Below are 16,617 nucleotides of genomic sequence, written 5' to 3' on the forward strand. Positions count from 1 at the left end.
AGAAGAAGATTATTTTAACTAGGAGAAGTTATGCGTCTTATCTATCTGATCATTGGTTTTTTATCACTAGCCTTGTCTATTATTGGGGTTGTTTTACCCTTGTTGCCCACAACGCCTTTTCTTTTGCTGTCTATTGCTTGTTTCTCCAGAAGTTCCAAGCGTTTCGAAGATTGGCTTTATCATACCAAGCTCTATCAAGCATATGTAGCTGATTTTCGTGAGACTAAGTCTATTGCGCGTGAACGTAAAAAAAAGATTATTGTCTCTATCTACATCTTGATGGGAATTTCCATTTATTTTGCACCTCTTTTACCAGTCAAAATCGGTCTGGGTGCTTTGACCATCTTTATCACCTATTATCTCTTCAAGGTCATTCCAGACAAAGAATAGTTAAAATAGTAGTTATTTGCCTTGATAAAATTGAAAGCATATCCACAACAATATGATATAATAAATTTAAAGTAATCTTCAAGGAGAATCAAATGATTTACGAATTTTGTGCTGAAAATGTGACCTTGCTTGAAAAAGCGATGCAGGCTGGAGCTCGTCGAATCGAACTTTGTGACAATCTAGCAGTTGGTGGGACAACTCCCAGCTATGGAGTGACCAAGGCAGCGGTTGAATTGGCAGCTAACTACGATACAACCATCATGACCATGATTCGTCCACGTGGTGGCGACTTTGTCTATAATGAACTAGAAATTGCAATTATGCTAGAAGACATTCGGTTGGCTGCTCAGGCTGGAAGTCAAGGAGTTGTATTTGGGGGTTTAACTGCTGATAAGAAGTTGGATAAGCCTAATCTTGAAAAGTTAATTGCTGCATCAAAAGGAATGGAAATTGTCTTCCACATGGCCTTTGATGAATTGAGCGATGAAGATCAACTGGAAGCTATTGACTGGCTTAGTCAAGCTGGTGTCACTCGAATTCTGACTCGTGCGGGTGTATCTGGTGACTCCTTAGAAAAACGTTTTGCTCACTATCACAGAATTTTAGAGCACGCTAAAGGTAAGATTGAAATTCTACCAGGTGGCGGGATTGACCTTGACAACCGTCAAACCTTTATCGATCAGCTAGGTGTGACACAATTGCATGGAACCAAGGTTGTCTTTTAAAAAATAGAAAGGAACTGCTAGCTTTTGGTAGCAGTTTTCACTTATGTTTGAAATTTTTAAATCCTATCAGTTTAATCAAGAAAAGGCTCATGCTTTTGGTTTTGTAGAAAATAGTGGAGTCTGGATCTATAGTTGCCAGATTTTGCAAGGTGACTTTGTCATGACAGTCTCCATCACTGCTGATAATGTGTGTTTTCAGGTCTTTGACCGGGAAACGGGTGATCTCTATCCTCAAGTCCATATGGAAAGCATGAGAGGAAGTTTTGTCGGAAATGTCCGTGAAGCTTGTCTGGAGATTCTTTACCAGATTCGAAAGGCTTGTTTTGAGGTGCAGGATTTTATCTGTCCTCAGACCAAGCGAATCATGACTCAAGTTCAGGAAAAGTATGGTAATCAGCTGGAGTATCTGTGGGAGAAATCGCCTGATACGGCAGTGTTAAGACATGAAGACAATAAGAAGTGGTATGCTGTTGTGATGAGAATACCTTGGGATAGGCTAGAAAAGGGCAGAGAAGGACAGGTGGAAGCAGTCAACCTCAAACACGACCAAGTAGTGGACTTGCTTTCACAAAATGGCATTTATCCAGCTTTTCATATGAATAGGAGATACTGGATTAGTGTGGCACTTGATGATACGTTGTCAGATGAAATAGTACTGGAATTGATTGAAAAAAGTTGGAATTTAACTTCTAAAAAATAAAACTTTTCAAGGATTTTCAAGAACTTTCAATTAGCGAAATATTCTCTACTGAAGAAATTTTCAGAAAATAATAGATTTTTTCTTGACAAGTATTTTTGCCTATGCTAAAATACTAAACAAGATATCAAACGAAGGAGAAAGTCAAGCATGAAAACAGCTAAGTTTAATCAATTTGCTTTGTTGTTGAGGTACTCGGGCTAGTGCAAAAAGCATTAGTCCTGTTTGGCTTACCAAGCGGGAGTAAATCAACATCTCGCTTGGACTTCTAAGCGAGATGTTTTTTTAAAACCACATTTGGAAAAGGGGAAATCTTATGCGTAAAGTTGAATTTTTTGATACAAGTCTTCGTGATGGGGAACAAACACCTGGTGTTAACTTCTCAATAAAGGAAAAAGTTTCCATTGCAAGACAGCTGGAGAAATGGGGAATTTCTGTAATTGAAGCTGGTTTTCCTGCTGCTAGTCCAGATTCATTTATAGCCGTTCAAGAAATTGCTAAAGCTATGAAAAAAACAGCAGTGACAGGATTAGCTCGTTCTGTAAAATCTGATATTGATGCTTGTTATGAGGCACTTAAGGATGCCAAGTATCCACAGATTCATGTCTTTATCGCTACCAGTCCGATTCATCGTAAGTATAAGCTCAATAAGAGCAAGGAAGAGATTCTAGAAGCTATTAAGGAGCATGTTTCTTATGCCCGTTCTAAGTTTGAGATAGTTGAATTCTCTCCAGAGGATGCGACTAGAACAGAGTTGGATTTCCTCTTAGAAGTTGTTCAAACAGCGGTTGATGCAGGTGCAACTTATATCAATATCCCTGACACGGTTGGCTTTACGACTCCAGAAGAGTTTGCACGCATCTTTGATCACTTGACTGAAAATATTAAATCAGATCATAAAGTTGTCTTTGGTGTCCACTGTCACGATGATCTCGGTATGGCAACTGCAAATACTTTGACAGCAATTAAACACGGCGCTGGACGTATCCAGGGAACTATTAATGGTATCGGTGAACGCGCAGGTAATGTTGCTCTTGAAGAAGTAGCTGTTGCTTTGAAGATTCGTGAGGATTTCTTCCAAGCAACTAGTGATATTGTTTTGGATGAAACAATGAATACGTCAGAAATGGTTTCTCGCTTCTCAGGTATTCCAGTTCCTAAAAACAAGGCTGTGGTCGGTGGCAATGCCTTTTCTCACGAATCTGGTATTCACCAAGACGGAGTCCTTAAAAATCCTCTTACCTATGAAATCATCACTCCTGAATTGGTCGGTGTCAAGAGTAACAGCCTCCCACTTGGAAAATTGTCTGGTCGCCATGCCTTTGTTGAGAAACTAAGAGAACTGGCTCTAGACTTTACAGAAGAGGATATCAAACCACTCTTTGCTAAGTTCAAGGCACTGGCCGATAAGAAACAAGAAATTACAGATGCAGATATTCGAGCTCTGGTAGCTGGAACCATGGTTGAAAATCCAGAAGGCTTCCATTTTGATGATTTACAACTGCAAACTCATGCAGACAATGATATTGAAGCGCTTGTTAGCCTAGCCAATATGGATGGTGAGAAAGTCGAATTTAATGCGACAGGGCAAGGTTCTGTTGAGGCTATCTTCAACGCTATTGACAAATTCTTCAATCAATCTGTTCGCTTGGTGTCTTACACTATTGACGCGGTGACAGATGGAATTGATGCCCAAGCTCGGGTTTTGGTCACTGTTGAAAACAGAGATACAGAAACCATCTTTAATGCAGCAGGGCTTGATTTCGATGTACTGAAAGCATCTGCTATTGCCTACATCAATGCTAATACCTTTGTTCAAAAAGAGAATGCTGGTGAGATGGGACGTAGCGTTTCCTATCGCGATATGCCTAGTGTGTAAAGGAGAATGCTATGACAAAGAAAATAGTAGCTCTAGCAGGGGACGGAATCGGCCCAGAAATCATGGAGGCTAGTTTAGAGGTTCTGGAAGCTCTAGCTGAAAAAACAGGTTTTGATTATGAGATTGATAGACGACCTTTTGGAGGTGCAGGTATCGATGCTGCAGGGCATCCTTTACCTGATGAAACCCTCAAGGTATGTCGTGAAGCAGATGCCATTCTACTAGCGGCTATCGGTAGTCCTCAGTATGATGGAGCAGCGGTTCGCCCTGAACAAGGCTTGCTAGCTCTCCGTAAGGAACTCAATCTCTATGCTAATATTCGCCCTGTTAAGATTTATGAGAGTCTCAAGCATTTGTCACCACTAAAATCAGAACGAATTGCTGGGGTGGACTTTGTCGTTGTGCGGGAGTTGACAGGCGGGATTTACTTTGGAGATCATATCCTTAAAGAGCGCAAAGCGCGTGATATCAACGACTATAGCTATGAGGAAGTGGAGCGGATTATTCGCAAAGCCTTTGAAATTGCAAGAAATCGCAGAAAAATCGTTACTAGTATCGATAAGCAAAATGTGTTGGCAACATCAAAACTCTGGCGGAAAGTAGCTGAGAAGGTCTCACAGGATTTCCCAGATGTGACCTTGGAACACCAGTTAGTGGACTCAGCTGCCATGCTCATGATTACCAATCCTGCTAAGTTTGATGTCATCGTGACAGAGAATCTTTTCGGAGATATTCTCTCAGATGAATCAAGCGTCCTATCTGGTACACTTGGGGTCATGCCATCAGCCAGTCATTCTGAAAATGGACCAAGTCTCTATGAACCTATTCACGGTTCAGCGCCTGATATTGCAGGTCAAGGAATTGCCAATCCTATTTCCATGATTTTATCAGTTGCCATGATGTTGAGAGATAGTTTCGGACGTTATGAGGATGCAGAGTGTATCGAGCATGCTGTTGAGGCAAGTTTAGCGGCTGGCATTTTAACGAGAGATCTAGGAGGACAGGCTTCGACCAAGGAAATGACGGAAGCTATTATTGCAAGGTTATGAAGTTAGACGAAAAAATTACTCTAGTCCTTTTGATTTGGAATGTCATGGTTTTCTTGATTTATGGTATTGACAAATCTAAGGCAAGGAGAAGAGTTTGGCGCATCCCTGAGAAAATCCTACTTATTTTAGCCTTTACTTGTGGTGGTTTTGGTGCCTGGCTAGCGGGAATCATCTTTCACCACAAGACTCGAAAATGGTATTTTAAAACCGTTTGGTTTCTTGGGATGGTGTCCACACTAGTAGCCTTATATGTTATTTGGAGGTAATGGATGGCAGGAAAATCGATTTTTGATAAATTATGGGACCGTCATGTCATCACAGGAGAAGAGGGGCAGCCCCAACTCATGTATGTGGACCAGCACTATATCCACGAGGTGACCAGTCCTCAGGCTTTTCAAGGATTACGAGATGCAGGACGCAGATTGAGACGACCAGACTTGACATTTGGAACCTTTGACCACAATGTCCCGACGGTCAATATCTACGATATTCGAGATGTGATTTCTAAGGCTCAAATTGATAAGCTTGCTGAAAATGTTGAGGAATTTGGGATTGAACATGCGGCCCACGGTTCTGAAAAGCAAGGAATCGTTCACATGGTTGGTCCAGAAACTGGACGGACCCAACCAGGAAAATTCATTGTCTGTGGAGATAGTCACACAGCAACCCACGGAGCTTTTGGAGCCATCGCCTTTGGGATTGGGACTAGTGAGGTTGAGCATGTCTTCGCTACCCAGACCCTCTGGCAGGTTAAACCTAAGAAAATGTTGGTTGAATTCACTGGAGTTCCTCAAAAAGGAGTTTATTCCAAGGATTTCATTTTAGCCTTGATTGCTAAGTACGGCGTTGCTTGCGGTGTTGGCTACGTGGTGGAATATCGTGGGCAAGCTATTGATGCACTGAGCATGGAAGAGCGAATGACCATCTGCAATATGTCGATCGAGTTTGGATCTAAGATGGGAATCATGAATCCGGATCAAACTACCTATGATTATCTCAAGGGACGAGAATGTGTTCCAGAGGACTTTGAAGAGGCTGTGGCGGATTGGAAAACCCTTGTCAGTGATGAGGATGCTGTTTATGATAAGGTTATCCAGATGGATGTTTCAGACTTGGCTCCCATGGTGACCTGGGGAACTAATCCTGCTATGGGTGTTGACTTTGACAGTAGCTTTCCAGAAATTAAGGATATGAATGATGAGCGAGCCTACAATTACATGGACTTGGAGCCTGGTCAAAAGCCAGCAGATATTGAACTAGGCTATATCTTTATCGGGTCTTGTACTAATGCTCGTCTCAGCGACTTGCAACTGGCTGCGCGATTTGTCAAAGGGAAGAAAATTGCTTCCAACTTAACGGCTATCGTGGTTCCAGGCTCTCGTCCTGTGAAACGAGCTGCTGAAAAGTTGGGCTTGGACAAGGTCTTTCTAGATGCTGGTTTTGAGTGGAGAGACCCAGGTTGCTCTATGTGCCTAGGGATGAATCCTGACAAGGTTCCAGATGGCGTTCACTGCGCCTCAACCAGCAATCGAAATTTTGAAGACAGACAAGGCTTTGGCGCTAAGACCCATCTCTGCAGTCCAGCCATGGCAGCTGCGGCAGCTATTGCAGGGCGCTTCGTAGATGTTCGGCAAATGCCAGAAGCTCAGTAAGGAGAGGATATGGAGAAATTTACAGTTTATACGGGAACGACCGTTCCTCTCATGAATGATAACATTGACACTGACCAAATCCTACCCAAGCAGTTTCTCAAGTTAATCGATAAGAAAGGCTTTGGTAAGTACCTCATGTATGCTTGGCGTTATCTGGATGACAAGTATACTGAGGACCCAGACTTTGTCTTTAACCGACCTGAATATCGGAAAGCCAGTATTCTCATCTCAGGGGATAACTTTGGGGCAGGATCTTCGAGGGAACACGCAGCTTGGGCTCTAGCGGACTATGGTTTCAAGGTCGTGATTGCAGGGTCTTTTGGGGATATTCATTACAATAATGAACTCAATAATGGCATGTTGCCTATTGTACAGCCCAGAGAGGTTCGAGAGAAACTAGCTCAGCTACAACCAAGTGACCAGGTAACTGTGGACTTGGAACAACAAAAAATCATCTCACCAGTTGGAGAATTCACTTTTGAAATCGATAGTGAATGGAAACACAAACTCTTAAATGGTTTGGATGATATCGGAATTACCTTGCAGTATGAAGATTTGATTGCTGCTTATGAAAAACAACGACCAGCCTACTGGCAGGATTAGAAGAAAAATAGAAAAGGAAATAGAACTATGACAAAACACATTCAATGGAACGGAACACTTTCACAAGAAGGCTATGACATTTTAAAAGGTGAGGGAGGGTGCATTGTTTGCCCTACAAAAGTCGGTTATATCATCATGACTAGCGATAAGGCAGGACTTGAACGCAAGTTTGAAGCCAAAGAGCGTAACCGTAACAAACCAGGTGTTGTTCTCTGTGGTAGCATGGATGAGCTTCGCGCTTTAGCACAACTCAACCCAGAAATTGAAGCCTTCTACCAAAAACATTGGGACGAAGATATTCTTCTTGGTTGTATCCTTCCTTGGAAACCAGAAGCCTTTGAGAAATTGAAAGCTTATGGGGATGGCCGTGAAGAGCTGATGACTGATGTGCGTGGTACTAGCTGTTTCGTTATCAAGTTTGGGAAAGCTGGTGAACAATTGGCTGCCAAACTTTGGGAAGAAGGCAAGATGGTCTATGCCTCATCTGCAAACCCATCTGGAAAAGGAAACCGTGGTAAAGTAGAAGGTATCGGAGAACGCATCGAAAGGGCAGTTGACCTTGTTATCGAGGCAGACGACTATGTGGCATCTATCCAGCCTGACAAAACGATTGAAACTCGCTACGAGCAAGGTGTGATGGTCTCTATGGTTGATAAATACGGTAAACTCATCCCAGAACAAGGAGGAGCACGTTCAACTTCACCAGCTCCAGTTGTAATCCGCAAAGGGCTTGACATTGATAAGATTATGATGCACCTGTCAGACACCTTTAACTCATGGGACTATCGTCAGGGTGAGTATTATTAGAATGTAGAAGAAGTGGGGAGAAAATAATCTCTCCTCTTTCTTTTTTATTCATACAATAAAATCCGAACAATAAATTTTGATTTATAAAAATATTTGACAAAAACTGTACTTTGGTTTATAATAAATTAAGGAAACGTCGGAAAAGACGTAGTGATGCGAGAGCATAGGTAGGTCATTACAAAAGAAACGAGACATCGAGATGTTAAATGAATTTCCAATTTTTGATTACGAAGATATTCAATTGATTCCAAATAAATGTGTGATTAAAAGTCGTGCAGAAGCGGATACAAGTGTCACTCTAGGAAAGCACACCTTTAAACTACCTGTTGTGCCAGCTAATATGCAGACAATTTTGGATGAAAAGGTAGCTGAGCAACTGGCTAAAGGTGGTTACTTCTACATTATGCACCGTTTTGATGAGGCAGGACGCATTCCTTTTATTAAGCGTATGCATGAGCAAGGGCTTATTGCTTCTATCTCTGTTGGTGTTAAGGATTATGAGTATGATTTTGTGAGCCAGCTCAAGGCTGATGCTCCTGAGTACATCACGATTGACATTGCCCACGGTCATGCGGATAGCGTGATTTCTATGATTCAACACATCAAAAAAGAATTGCCAGATACCTTTGTCATTGCTGGAAATGTGGGAACACCAGAAGCTGTGCGTGAATTGGAAAATGCTGGTGCGGATGCTACTAAGGTCGGAATCGGTCCAGGTAAGGTTTGTATCACCAAGGTCAAGACAGGTTTTGGTACAGGTGGTTGGCAGTTGGCTGCTCTACGTTGGTGTGCCAAGGCTGCACGTAAACCGATTATTGCTGATGGAGGAATTCGTACTCACGGTGATATTGCTAAGTCTATTCGTTTCGGTGCTAGCATGGTCATGATTGGTTCCCTCTTTGCAGGACACATCGAAAGTCCAGGGAAAACGATTGAAGTTGATGGTGAACAGTTCAAAGAGTACTATGGTTCAGCTTCACAATATCAAAAAGGTGCTTACAAAAATGTGGAAGGCAAACGTATCTTGCTTCCTGCTAAAGGTCATCTGCAAGACACTTTAACTGAGATGGAACAAGACCTTCAAAGTGCTATTTCTTATGCAGGTGGACGTCAGGTTGCTGACCTTAAACACGTTGATTATGTTATCGTGAAAAACTCAATCTGGAATGGGGATGCTTCCCACTAGGACGGGCTATCTATCTAGAAAAAAACTTGTTATTAGAGCAAATTTCTGTTATAATAAGACAAGTTTCCACCCTTAGTGTAATGGATATCACGTAAGATTCCGGTTCTTGAGATGGGGGTTCGATTCCCTCAGGGTGGATGTAAACATCCTAAGAAAGCCTTTAGTAGGGCTTTTTTCTTTATTCTGACCCAAATTTGCTTCTATCTCTGTCTAAAGAATGCCCAAATCCCCTCTAGTCCCATTTTAGAGTGACTCAGGGGGCTTTTTTTGATATAATAAAAAGGACTGTTATCAGTTAGAAAGAGGTTGGTATGAAAGAATTACAAACTGTACTAAAGAACCATTTTGCAATCGAATTTGCAGACAAAAACTTACTGGAGACTGCCTTTACTCATACGAGTTATGCCAATGAGCACCGCCTCTTAAAAATTTCACACAATGAACGCTTGGAATTTTTAGGAGACGCTGTTCTACAGTTATTGATTTCAGAATATCTGTATAAAAAATATCCTAAAAAGCCTGAAGGTGATTTGTCCAAACTCCGTGCCATGATTGTTCGCGAGGAGAGTTTGGCTGGTTTTGCGCGTGATTGCCAGTTTGACCAGTTTATCAAGCTGGGTAAGGGGGAAGAAAAGTCTGGTGGACGCAATCGTGACACCATTCTTGGGGATGCCTTCGAAGCCTTTCTTGGTGCTCTCCTTTTGGACAAGGATGTGGCCAAGGTCAAGGAATTTATCTATCAAGTCATGATTCCTAAGGTTGAAGCAGGCGAGTTTGAGATGATTACAGACTACAAAACCCATCTCCAAGAGTTACTTCAGGTCAATGGGGATGTGGCTATTCGTTATCAGGTAATTTCTGAAACGGGTCCTGCCCACGATAAGGTCTTTGATGTAGAAGTTCTCGTTGAAGGTAAGAGCATTGGTCAAGGTCAAGGTCGTTCTAAGAAATTAGCAGAGCAGGAAGCCGCCAAAAATGCCGTTGAGAAAGGGCTGGATTCATGTATTTAAAGGAAATCGAAATTCAGGGATTCAAGTCTTTTGCTGATAAGACCAAGGTCGTCTTTGACCAAGGTGTGACAGCAGTTGTTGGACCCAATGGATCTGGAAAGTCCAATATTACAGAAAGTCTGCGTTGGGCCTTGGGGGAGTCAAGTGTCAAGAGTCTCCGTGGTGGCAAGATGCTGGATGTTATCTTTGCTGGGACCGAAAGTCGCAAACCTCTCAATTATGCTTCTGTAGTTGTGACTCTGGATAATCATGACGGATTTATCAAGGATGCAGGACAAGAAATCAGGGTAGAACGCCATATCTATCGTAGTGGAGATAGCGAATACAAGATTGACGGAAAGAAAGTCCGTCTGCGTGATATTCATGATCTTTTCTTGGATACAGGTTTGGGACGAGATTCCTTCTCTATCATTTCCCAAGGGAAGGTTGAGGAGATTTTCAACTCCAAGCCTGAAGAACGCCGAGCCATTTTTGAAGAAGCTGCAGGAGTTTTGAAATACAAGACTCGTAGAAAAGAGACAGAGAGTAAACTACAACAAACTCAGGATAATTTAGACCGTTTAGAGGATATTATCTATGAGTTGGACAATCAAATCAAGCCTCTTGAGAAGCAAGCTGAAAATGCTCGTAAGTTTTTAGATTTGGAAGGTCAACGCAAGGCTATTTACTTGGATGTCCTTGTTGCTCAAATCAAGGAAAATAAGGCTGAACTAGAGTCGACAGAAGAAGAGTTAGCACAGGTTCAGGAACTCTTGACGAGCTACTACCAAAAGCGTGAAAAATTAGAAGAAGAAAATCAAACTCTTAAAAAGCAACGCCAAGATTTACAGGCTGAAATGGCCAAAGACCAAGGCAGTTTGATGGATTTGACCAGTCTGATTAGTGATTTAGAGAGAAAATTAGCCCTATCGAAACTGGAATCTGAGCAAGTAGCTCTGAATCAACAGGAAGCACAAGCCCGTTTGGCTACTTTGGAGGATAAGAGAAATTCACTCAGCAGAGAAAAATCTGATAAGGAAAGCTCTTTAGCACTCTTAGAGGAAAATCTAGTCCAAAATAATCAAAAACTCAATCGTTTAGAAGCTGAATTGCTAGCTTTTTCAGATGATCCTGATCAGATGATTGAGCTCTTACGTGAACGCTTTGTAGCCCTTTTACAAGAAGAAGCCGATGTCTCAAACCAGTTAACCCGTATCGAGAATGAGTTGGAAAATAGCCGTCAGCTTTCTCAAAAACAAGCAGATCAACTAGAAAAGCTCAAAGAACAACTGGCTTCAGCTAAAGAGAAGGCTAGTCAGCAAGAGGCTGAGCTTGAAACTGCCAAGGAGCAGGTTCAAAAATTATTGGCCGACTACCAAGCTATTGCCAAGGAGCAAGAGGATCAGAAATCTTCCTATCAGGCTCAACAAAATCAACTCTTTGACCGTCTGGATAATCTCAAAAACAAGCAGGCTAGAGCCCAAAGTTTGGAAAATATCCTGAGAAATCATAGTAACTTTTATGCAGGTGTTAAGAGTGTTCTCCAAGAAAAAACCCGCCTTGGTGGGATTATTGGGGCAGTCAGTGAGCATCTGACCTTTGATGTACATTATCAAACTGCCCTAGAGATTGCACTGGGAGCCAGCAGTCAGCATATCATTGTAGAAGATGAGGGGGCGGCAACTAAGGCGATTGATTTCCTCAAACGAAACAGAGCTGGTCGTGCCACCTTCCTTCCTTTGACCACTATCAAGGCGCGTACGATTTCTAGTCAGAACCAAGATGCTATCTCTGCAAGTCCAGGTTTCCTTGGTATGGCAGATGACTTGGTGACATTCGATAATAGGTTGGAAGCTATTTTCAAGAACTTGCTAGCTACAACAGCTATTTTTGATAGTGTGGAACATGCGCGTGCAGCAGCTCGCCAGGTTCGTTATCAGGTTCGTATGGTGACATTGGATGGAACAGAGTTGCGCACAGGTGGTTCTTATGCAGGTGGTGCCAATCGCCAGAATAACAGCATTTTTATCAAGCCAGAACTGGAGCAATTACAAAAAGAAATTGCTGAAGAAGAAGCAAGTCTTCGTTCAGAAGAGGCGACTTTGAAGACCTTGCAAGATGAGATGGCTAGATTGACAGAAAGTTTAGAAGCTATCAAATCTCAAGGAGAGCAGGCTCGTATTCAGGAGCAAGGTTTGTCCCTCGCTTATCAGCAAACTAGTCAGCAAGTTGAAGAGCTAGAAACTCTTTGGAAACTCCAAGAAGAGGAATTAAATCGTCTTACTGAGGGAGATTGGCAAGCAGATAAGGAAAAATGCCAAGAGCGCCTTGCTACTATTTCCAGTGACAAGCAAAATCTGGAAGCTGAGATTGAAGAGATTAAGTCTAACAAAAATGCCATCCAAGAGCGTTATCAGAACTTGCAAGAACAGGTAGCGCAAGCTCGCTTGCTTAAGACAGAACTGCAAGGGCAAAAACGTTATGAAGTAGCTGATATTGAGCGTTTAGGCAAAGAATTGGACAATTTAGATATAGAACAAGAGGAAATCCAGCGTCTTCTTCAAGAAAAGGTTGACAATCTTGAGAAAGTTGATACAGATTTGCTCAGTCAACAGGTAGAAGAAGCCAAAACTCAGAAAACAAACCTCCAACAAGGTTTGATTCGCAAGCAGTTTGAGTTGGATGATATTGAAGGTCAGCTGGATGATATTTCCAGTCATTTGGATCAGGCTCGCCAGCAGAATGAGGAATGGATTCGAAAGCAAACACGTGCTGAAGCTAAGAAAGAAAAGGTCAGCGATCGCTTGCGCAATCTACAAAGTCAATTAACAGACCAGTATCAGATTAGCTATACTGAAGCTTTAGAAAAGTCTCATGAGTTGGAAAATCTCAATCTGGCAGAGCAAGAAGTTAAGGATTTAGAGAAGGCTATTCGCACACTGGGTCCTGTCAACTTGGAAGCTATTGACCAGTATGAAGAAGTTCACAACCGTCTGGACTTTCTAAATAGTCAGCGAGATGATATTTTGTCAGCGAAAAATCTGCTCCTTGAGACTATCACAGAGATGAATGATGAGGTCAAGGAACGCTTTAAATCAACCTTTGAAGCCATTCGTGAGTCCTTTAAAGTGACATTCAAGCAGATGTTTGGTGGAGGTCAGGCGGACCTGATTTTGACTGAGGGGGATTTGCTGACAGCTGGGGTTGAGATCTCTGTTCAACCACCAGGCAAGAAAATCCAGTCCCTCAACCTCATGAGTGGTGGGGAAAAAGCCCTATCAGCTCTAGCCTTGCTTTTCTCTATTATTAGAGTTAAGACTATTCCATTTGTGATTTTGGATGAGGTAGAGGCTGCGCTTGACGAAGCCAATGTTAAACGTTTCGGGGATTACCTCAATCGATTTGACAAGGACAGCCAGTTTATCGTTGTGACACACCGTAAGGGAACCATGGTAGCGGCTGATTCTATCTATGGAGTGACCATGCAAGAATCAGGTGTGTCAAAAATTGTTTCGGTCAAGTTAAAAGATTTGGAAGAAACAGTAGACTAGTTACCAAACGATAGCATCTCTTAGGGGATGCTATTTTTTAAAACTAACATCTTGAATAATTTTTTAAGGTCAGTTCAGGGGCAAAAAACGACATTTGGGCTTTCCTTTTAGCGAAAAGGCTTTCTCTATGATATAATAGTTTCATGATTACAACAGTACCTATAAAAAATGAAAAAGACATCGCAGTACCTGATAAAACAGTTCTTGTATTAGGCTATTTTGACGGTATTCATAAAGGACATCAGAAGCTTTTTGAAGTAGCTAGCAAGGCTTCTATGAAAGAATATCTACCAGTTGTCGTGATGACCTTTACAGAGTCACCTAAGCTTGCTTTGCAACCGTACCAGCCAGAATTAATGCTTCATATTGTTAGCCATGAAGAACGAGAACATAAGATGAAATGGCATGGAGTAGAGGCTCTTTTCTTACTTGACTTTAGTAGTAAATTTGCTAGTTTAACGGGTCAAGAGTTCTTTGATACCTATGTTAGAGCATTAAAACCAGCGATTATTGTAGCGGGATTTGATTACACGTTTGGTTCTGATAAGAAAACTGCGGATGATTTGAAGGACTATTTTGATGGAGAAATCATCATTGTTCCTCCCGTTGAGGATGAAAAGGGTAAAATTAGTTCTACTCGTATTCGTCAAGCTATTCTTGATGGAGATGTCAGAGAAGCTGGTCAGTTACTTGGCACTCCTCTACCATCACGTGGAATGGTTGTTCATGGGAATGCTCGTGGACGGACTATCGGTTACCCAACAGCAAACTTAGTTTTAAGAGATCGAACCTATATGCCAGCAGATGGTGTTTACGTAGTCGATATTGAAGTGCAGCGTAAAAGATATCGTGGAATGGCGAGTGTCGGGAAAAATGTTACTTTCGATGGAGAAGAGCCACGTTTTGAAGTCAATATTTTTGATTTTTCAGATGACATTTACGGTGAAACAGTTATTGTCTACTGGTTAGACCGTGTCCGAGAAATGGTCAAATTTGACTCCGTTGAAGAACTGGTAGACCAACTCCAGAAGGATGAAGAAATTGCTCGGAATTGGAAGGATGGAGATTCTGTCATTTAAAGGTCTCAGGTATAGAAAACGTCTGAAAAAGCTATTAGATGGATTAGTTATTTTGGTAGTAGTTTTGATAGTTTGATACAAAGCACTTTCAGTCCTCCTAGTTTCCTATTTTAGTAACTGTTTATGTTCAAATTATAGACGAGGCTTTATTATGCAAACGCAAGAAGAAATGAATGTTCTGGTACCCGAAAAATTAGCAGAAATTGAGCGTGATTTCGATGTCACAGTTTTGTGGGCTATTGAGTCTGGTAGTCGTCCATGGGGCTTTGAGTCTCCCGATAGTGACTTTGATGTACGATTTATCTACAAACACAAGCAAGAGTTTTATCTCCGTTTGAATGAACAGCGCGATGTTATCGAGCTACCAATTGACGATACTTGGGATGTGAGTGGCTGGGATTTAGACAAGACTTTAAAACTCCTTTATAAGTCTAATCCTACACTGTTTGAATGGTTACAGTCACCAATTGTTTATCAACAAACGGATTTTATCGAGCACATACGTCCACTTGCAACCCAGTATTTTTCTGAGAAAAAAATGCTGTACCATTACTTGAACACTGCAAGAACTCAAATGAATAAGTATCTTTCAGGAGACAAGGTCAAACCTAAAAAATATTTCTATGCGCTGCGTCCTATTTTGGCTTGTCGCTGGATTGAAAAATATCATTCTGTTCCACCGATTTTGTTTGATGATTTGGTCAAAGAATTACTTCCTTCTCAAATGCAGGAGCATGTATCAAGGTTACTTGACATTAAGATAAACGGTCCCGAAAGTATGGAAATTGATCCGATAATGCCAATCCAGTACTACATCATCAAAAACATCAAAGAGCTGGATGCATACGTTCAAAGTGTTACCGAGGTGAAGAAAGACTGGAAAGCTCTAAATCAAGTTTTTCTTGAAGAATTAGGGCATGACTGAGGTTGTTTATGGGTAAATGGACATGTAAATGCGGGCAAGCGATGAACGACCATAGGTCGCCCGATTCAAATGCTTATTCAGTTTACTCGGATGAGTTGTTAGTAGAAATCATGAATAAAAAAGATGGTAATGATTCAATTTCTTATGAAGACATTTCAGAGGCGTCATTTTATATGTGGAAGTGTCCTAAATGCGGTAGTTTCATGGTTTTTGGCGAAGACGGAGATGGAGATCGCTTTACTTTTTATGAACGCCAAGAAGTTGAAAAGGTCGAGCATCTCTTTGATCCGGATCAAGAGTTAAATATCGTTGTTGTTGAGTTTCAGGAGGGAGGAAATGGCTATACTTATATCTGCGATGACCCAAATATCCATATTGGGCACGCTGTTATTGTCCCAGTAGGGAAGGAAAATACTGAAAAAACTGCTTTAGTTGTACAGAAGTATCATGCCTTACCAAAGGATATCACTTTTCCTGTTGAAAAGTTAAAACGTGTCATTCGTAGGTATTCACATTTCGACCCATTCACTTCGAAAATCATTTGTAGAAATTTAATTAAGCTTGGAAGAATTTTTGATGCTTGCTCTAAAAACGCTAAACCTGCGCCTCAGCAAACATATTACGTTATCAAAACTCCCTTAGGCTATTTCTGGTTAGAATTAAATGGTGTTCCTATTCCAATGAAAATTACACAAATTCAAGTCAGCGATAAAAAGTACCAAGTAGACAGAGCCCTTTATATAAAGCCTTCAGAGATTAACTGTAGAAGATTCTATGAACTGGAGTTGTGTGCTGATTTTGATATTGATGCCTCGAGATGGATCGATGTTCTCTCGGATGAAAATGTTTGGGGCAATAGCTGGGAACTAAATGGCCTTCAATTTGGTATTACTGCAGGGGAGTCTCCAGAATTTGAAGACGAAGTTGTTGCAAGAAAATATAGTCGTATCCCACTTTATTATGACTGGCACCCTGAATTTGAAGATTATTATGGCTTCAGTTTAGCTTGGAAAAAATACGAGTCTGATAGCGATTTATCGATAGATTTTTATACAACATAAGAAAGTTATAAAACATCAAAAATG

15 protein-coding genes and 1 tRNA gene are annotated in these 16,617 nt (G+C 41.4%); all 16 read left to right on the plus strand.

The genetic code is table 11. The annotated features are described in order from the left end of the window. Positions 1-30 precede the first annotated feature (30 nt). The gene (locus MK480_RS01280) at positions 31-390 is read left to right on the plus strand and encodes a YbaN family protein (protein ID WP_084926567.1); all 360 of its coding nucleotides are present in this window, start codon (positions 31-33) and stop codon (positions 388-390) included. Positions 391-482: 92 nt separating this feature from the next. Further along, positions 483-1,115 (plus strand): copper homeostasis protein CutC, encoded by a 633-nt coding sequence (locus tag MK480_RS01285; RefSeq protein WP_084926566.1) that lies wholly within the window; start codon positions 483-485, stop codon positions 1,113-1,115. Positions 1,116-1,158: 43 nt separating this feature from the next. After that, positions 1,159-1,815: an MmcQ/YjbR family DNA-binding protein gene (locus tag MK480_RS01290; protein WP_084887025.1), complete on the plus strand. Its 657-nt coding sequence runs from the start codon at positions 1,159-1,161 to the stop codon at positions 1,813-1,815. A gap of 313 nt (positions 1,816-2,128) precedes the next feature. Then, a complete protein-coding gene (locus tag MK480_RS01295) occupies positions 2,129-3,691 on the plus strand; it encodes a 2-isopropylmalate synthase (protein WP_084926565.1) in 1,563 nt (520 codons plus the stop codon). Positions 3,692-3,702: 11 nt separating this feature from the next. Then, complete coding sequence (gene leuB / locus MK480_RS01300; protein WP_261010992.1) at positions 3,703-4,740, plus strand: 3-isopropylmalate dehydrogenase; 1,038 nt, start codon at positions 3,703-3,705, stop codon at positions 4,738-4,740. Continuing rightward, positions 4,737-5,006: a DUF1294 domain-containing protein gene (locus MK480_RS01305; protein ID WP_153199034.1), complete on the plus strand. Its 270-nt coding sequence runs from the start codon at positions 4,737-4,739 to the stop codon at positions 5,004-5,006. The genes leuB and MK480_RS01305 overlap by 4 nt, the downstream gene beginning before the upstream one ends. A 3-nt stretch (positions 5,007-5,009) precedes the next feature. Continuing rightward, complete coding sequence (leuC, locus tag MK480_RS01310; protein ID WP_153199035.1) at positions 5,010-6,392, plus strand: 3-isopropylmalate dehydratase large subunit; 1,383 nt, start codon at positions 5,010-5,012, stop codon at positions 6,390-6,392. A 9-nt stretch (positions 6,393-6,401) separates the two neighbouring features. Then, positions 6,402-6,995 carry a 3-isopropylmalate dehydratase small subunit gene (gene leuD, locus MK480_RS01315; RefSeq protein WP_000410625.1) on the plus strand — a complete coding sequence of 198 codons (594 nt, stop codon included), beginning with the start codon at positions 6,402-6,404 and terminating at the stop codon, positions 6,993-6,995. 27 nt (positions 6,996-7,022) lie between these two features. Further along, positions 7,023-7,802: an L-threonylcarbamoyladenylate synthase gene (locus tag MK480_RS01320; RefSeq protein WP_084887036.1), complete on the plus strand. Its 780-nt coding sequence runs from the start codon at positions 7,023-7,025 to the stop codon at positions 7,800-7,802. Positions 7,803-8,001: 199 nt separating this feature from the next. Further along, positions 8,002-8,988, plus strand: a complete 987-nt coding sequence (locus MK480_RS01325; protein ID WP_084887038.1) for a GMP reductase — start codon at positions 8,002-8,004, stop codon at positions 8,986-8,988. Positions 8,989-9,054: 66 nt separating this feature from the next. After that, positions 9,055-9,126 (plus strand) — tRNA-Arg (locus tag MK480_RS01330). A 173-nt stretch (positions 9,127-9,299) separates the two neighbouring features. Beyond that, a complete protein-coding gene (rnc, locus tag MK480_RS01335; protein ID WP_000661487.1) occupies positions 9,300-9,998 on the plus strand; it encodes a ribonuclease III in 699 nt (232 codons plus the stop codon). Further along, on the plus strand, positions 9,989-13,528 hold the full coding sequence (gene smc, locus MK480_RS01340) for a chromosome segregation protein SMC (RefSeq protein ID WP_084926563.1): 3,540 nt from the start codon (positions 9,989-9,991) through the stop codon (positions 13,526-13,528). Before rnc ends, smc begins: the two co-directional genes overlap by 10 nt. A gap of 143 nt (positions 13,529-13,671) precedes the next feature. Next, complete coding sequence (locus tag MK480_RS01345) at positions 13,672-14,607, plus strand: bifunctional riboflavin kinase/FAD synthetase (RefSeq protein WP_084926562.1); 936 nt, start codon at positions 13,672-13,674, stop codon at positions 14,605-14,607. A gap of 151 nt (positions 14,608-14,758) precedes the next feature. Continuing rightward, positions 14,759-15,532: a nucleotidyltransferase domain-containing protein gene (locus MK480_RS01350; protein ID WP_268707083.1), complete on the plus strand. Its 774-nt coding sequence runs from the start codon at positions 14,759-14,761 to the stop codon at positions 15,530-15,532. Positions 15,533-15,540: 8 nt separating this feature from the next. Continuing rightward, the gene (locus tag MK480_RS01355) at positions 15,541-16,593 is read left to right on the plus strand and encodes a hypothetical protein (protein WP_084926560.1); all 1,053 of its coding nucleotides are present in this window, start codon (positions 15,541-15,543) and stop codon (positions 16,591-16,593) included. Positions 16,594-16,617: the final 24 nt, after the last annotated feature.

Origin of the sequence: Streptococcus mitis, from assembly GCF_026782895.1 — a bacterium.
GTDB lineage: Bacteria > Bacillota > Bacilli > Lactobacillales > Streptococcaceae > Streptococcus > Streptococcus mitis_CB.

Coding starts and splice junctions, on each gene's coding strand:
- MK480_RS01355 (WP_084926560.1), top strand. CDS start 15,541: ATGGGTAAATGGACATGTAAATGCGGGCAAGCGATGAACGACCATAGG.
- MK480_RS01345 (WP_084926562.1), top strand. CDS start 13,672: ATGATTACAACAGTACCTATAAAAAATGAAAAAGACATCGCAGTACCT.
- smc (WP_084926563.1), top strand. CDS start 9,989: ATGTATTTAAAGGAAATCGAAATTCAGGGATTCAAGTCTTTTGCTGAT.
- MK480_RS01285 (WP_084926566.1), top strand. CDS start 483: ATGATTTACGAATTTTGTGCTGAAAATGTGACCTTGCTTGAAAAAGCG.
- leuB (WP_261010992.1), top strand. CDS start 3,703: ATGACAAAGAAAATAGTAGCTCTAGCAGGGGACGGAATCGGCCCAGAA.
- rnc (WP_000661487.1), top strand. CDS start 9,300: ATGAAAGAATTACAAACTGTACTAAAGAACCATTTTGCAATCGAATTT.
- MK480_RS01325 (WP_084887038.1), top strand. CDS start 8,002: ATGTTAAATGAATTTCCAATTTTTGATTACGAAGATATTCAATTGATT.
- leuC (WP_153199035.1), top strand. CDS start 5,010: ATGGCAGGAAAATCGATTTTTGATAAATTATGGGACCGTCATGTCATC.
- MK480_RS01280 (WP_084926567.1), top strand. CDS start 31: ATGCGTCTTATCTATCTGATCATTGGTTTTTTATCACTAGCCTTGTCT.
- leuD (WP_000410625.1), top strand. CDS start 6,402: ATGGAGAAATTTACAGTTTATACGGGAACGACCGTTCCTCTCATGAAT.
- MK480_RS01295 (WP_084926565.1), top strand. CDS start 2,129: ATGCGTAAAGTTGAATTTTTTGATACAAGTCTTCGTGATGGGGAACAA.
- MK480_RS01290 (WP_084887025.1), top strand. CDS start 1,159: ATGTTTGAAATTTTTAAATCCTATCAGTTTAATCAAGAAAAGGCTCAT.
- MK480_RS01305 (WP_153199034.1), top strand. CDS start 4,737: ATGAAGTTAGACGAAAAAATTACTCTAGTCCTTTTGATTTGGAATGTC.
- MK480_RS01350 (WP_268707083.1), top strand. CDS start 14,759: ATGCAAACGCAAGAAGAAATGAATGTTCTGGTACCCGAAAAATTAGCA.
- MK480_RS01320 (WP_084887036.1), top strand. CDS start 7,023: ATGACAAAACACATTCAATGGAACGGAACACTTTCACAAGAAGGCTAT.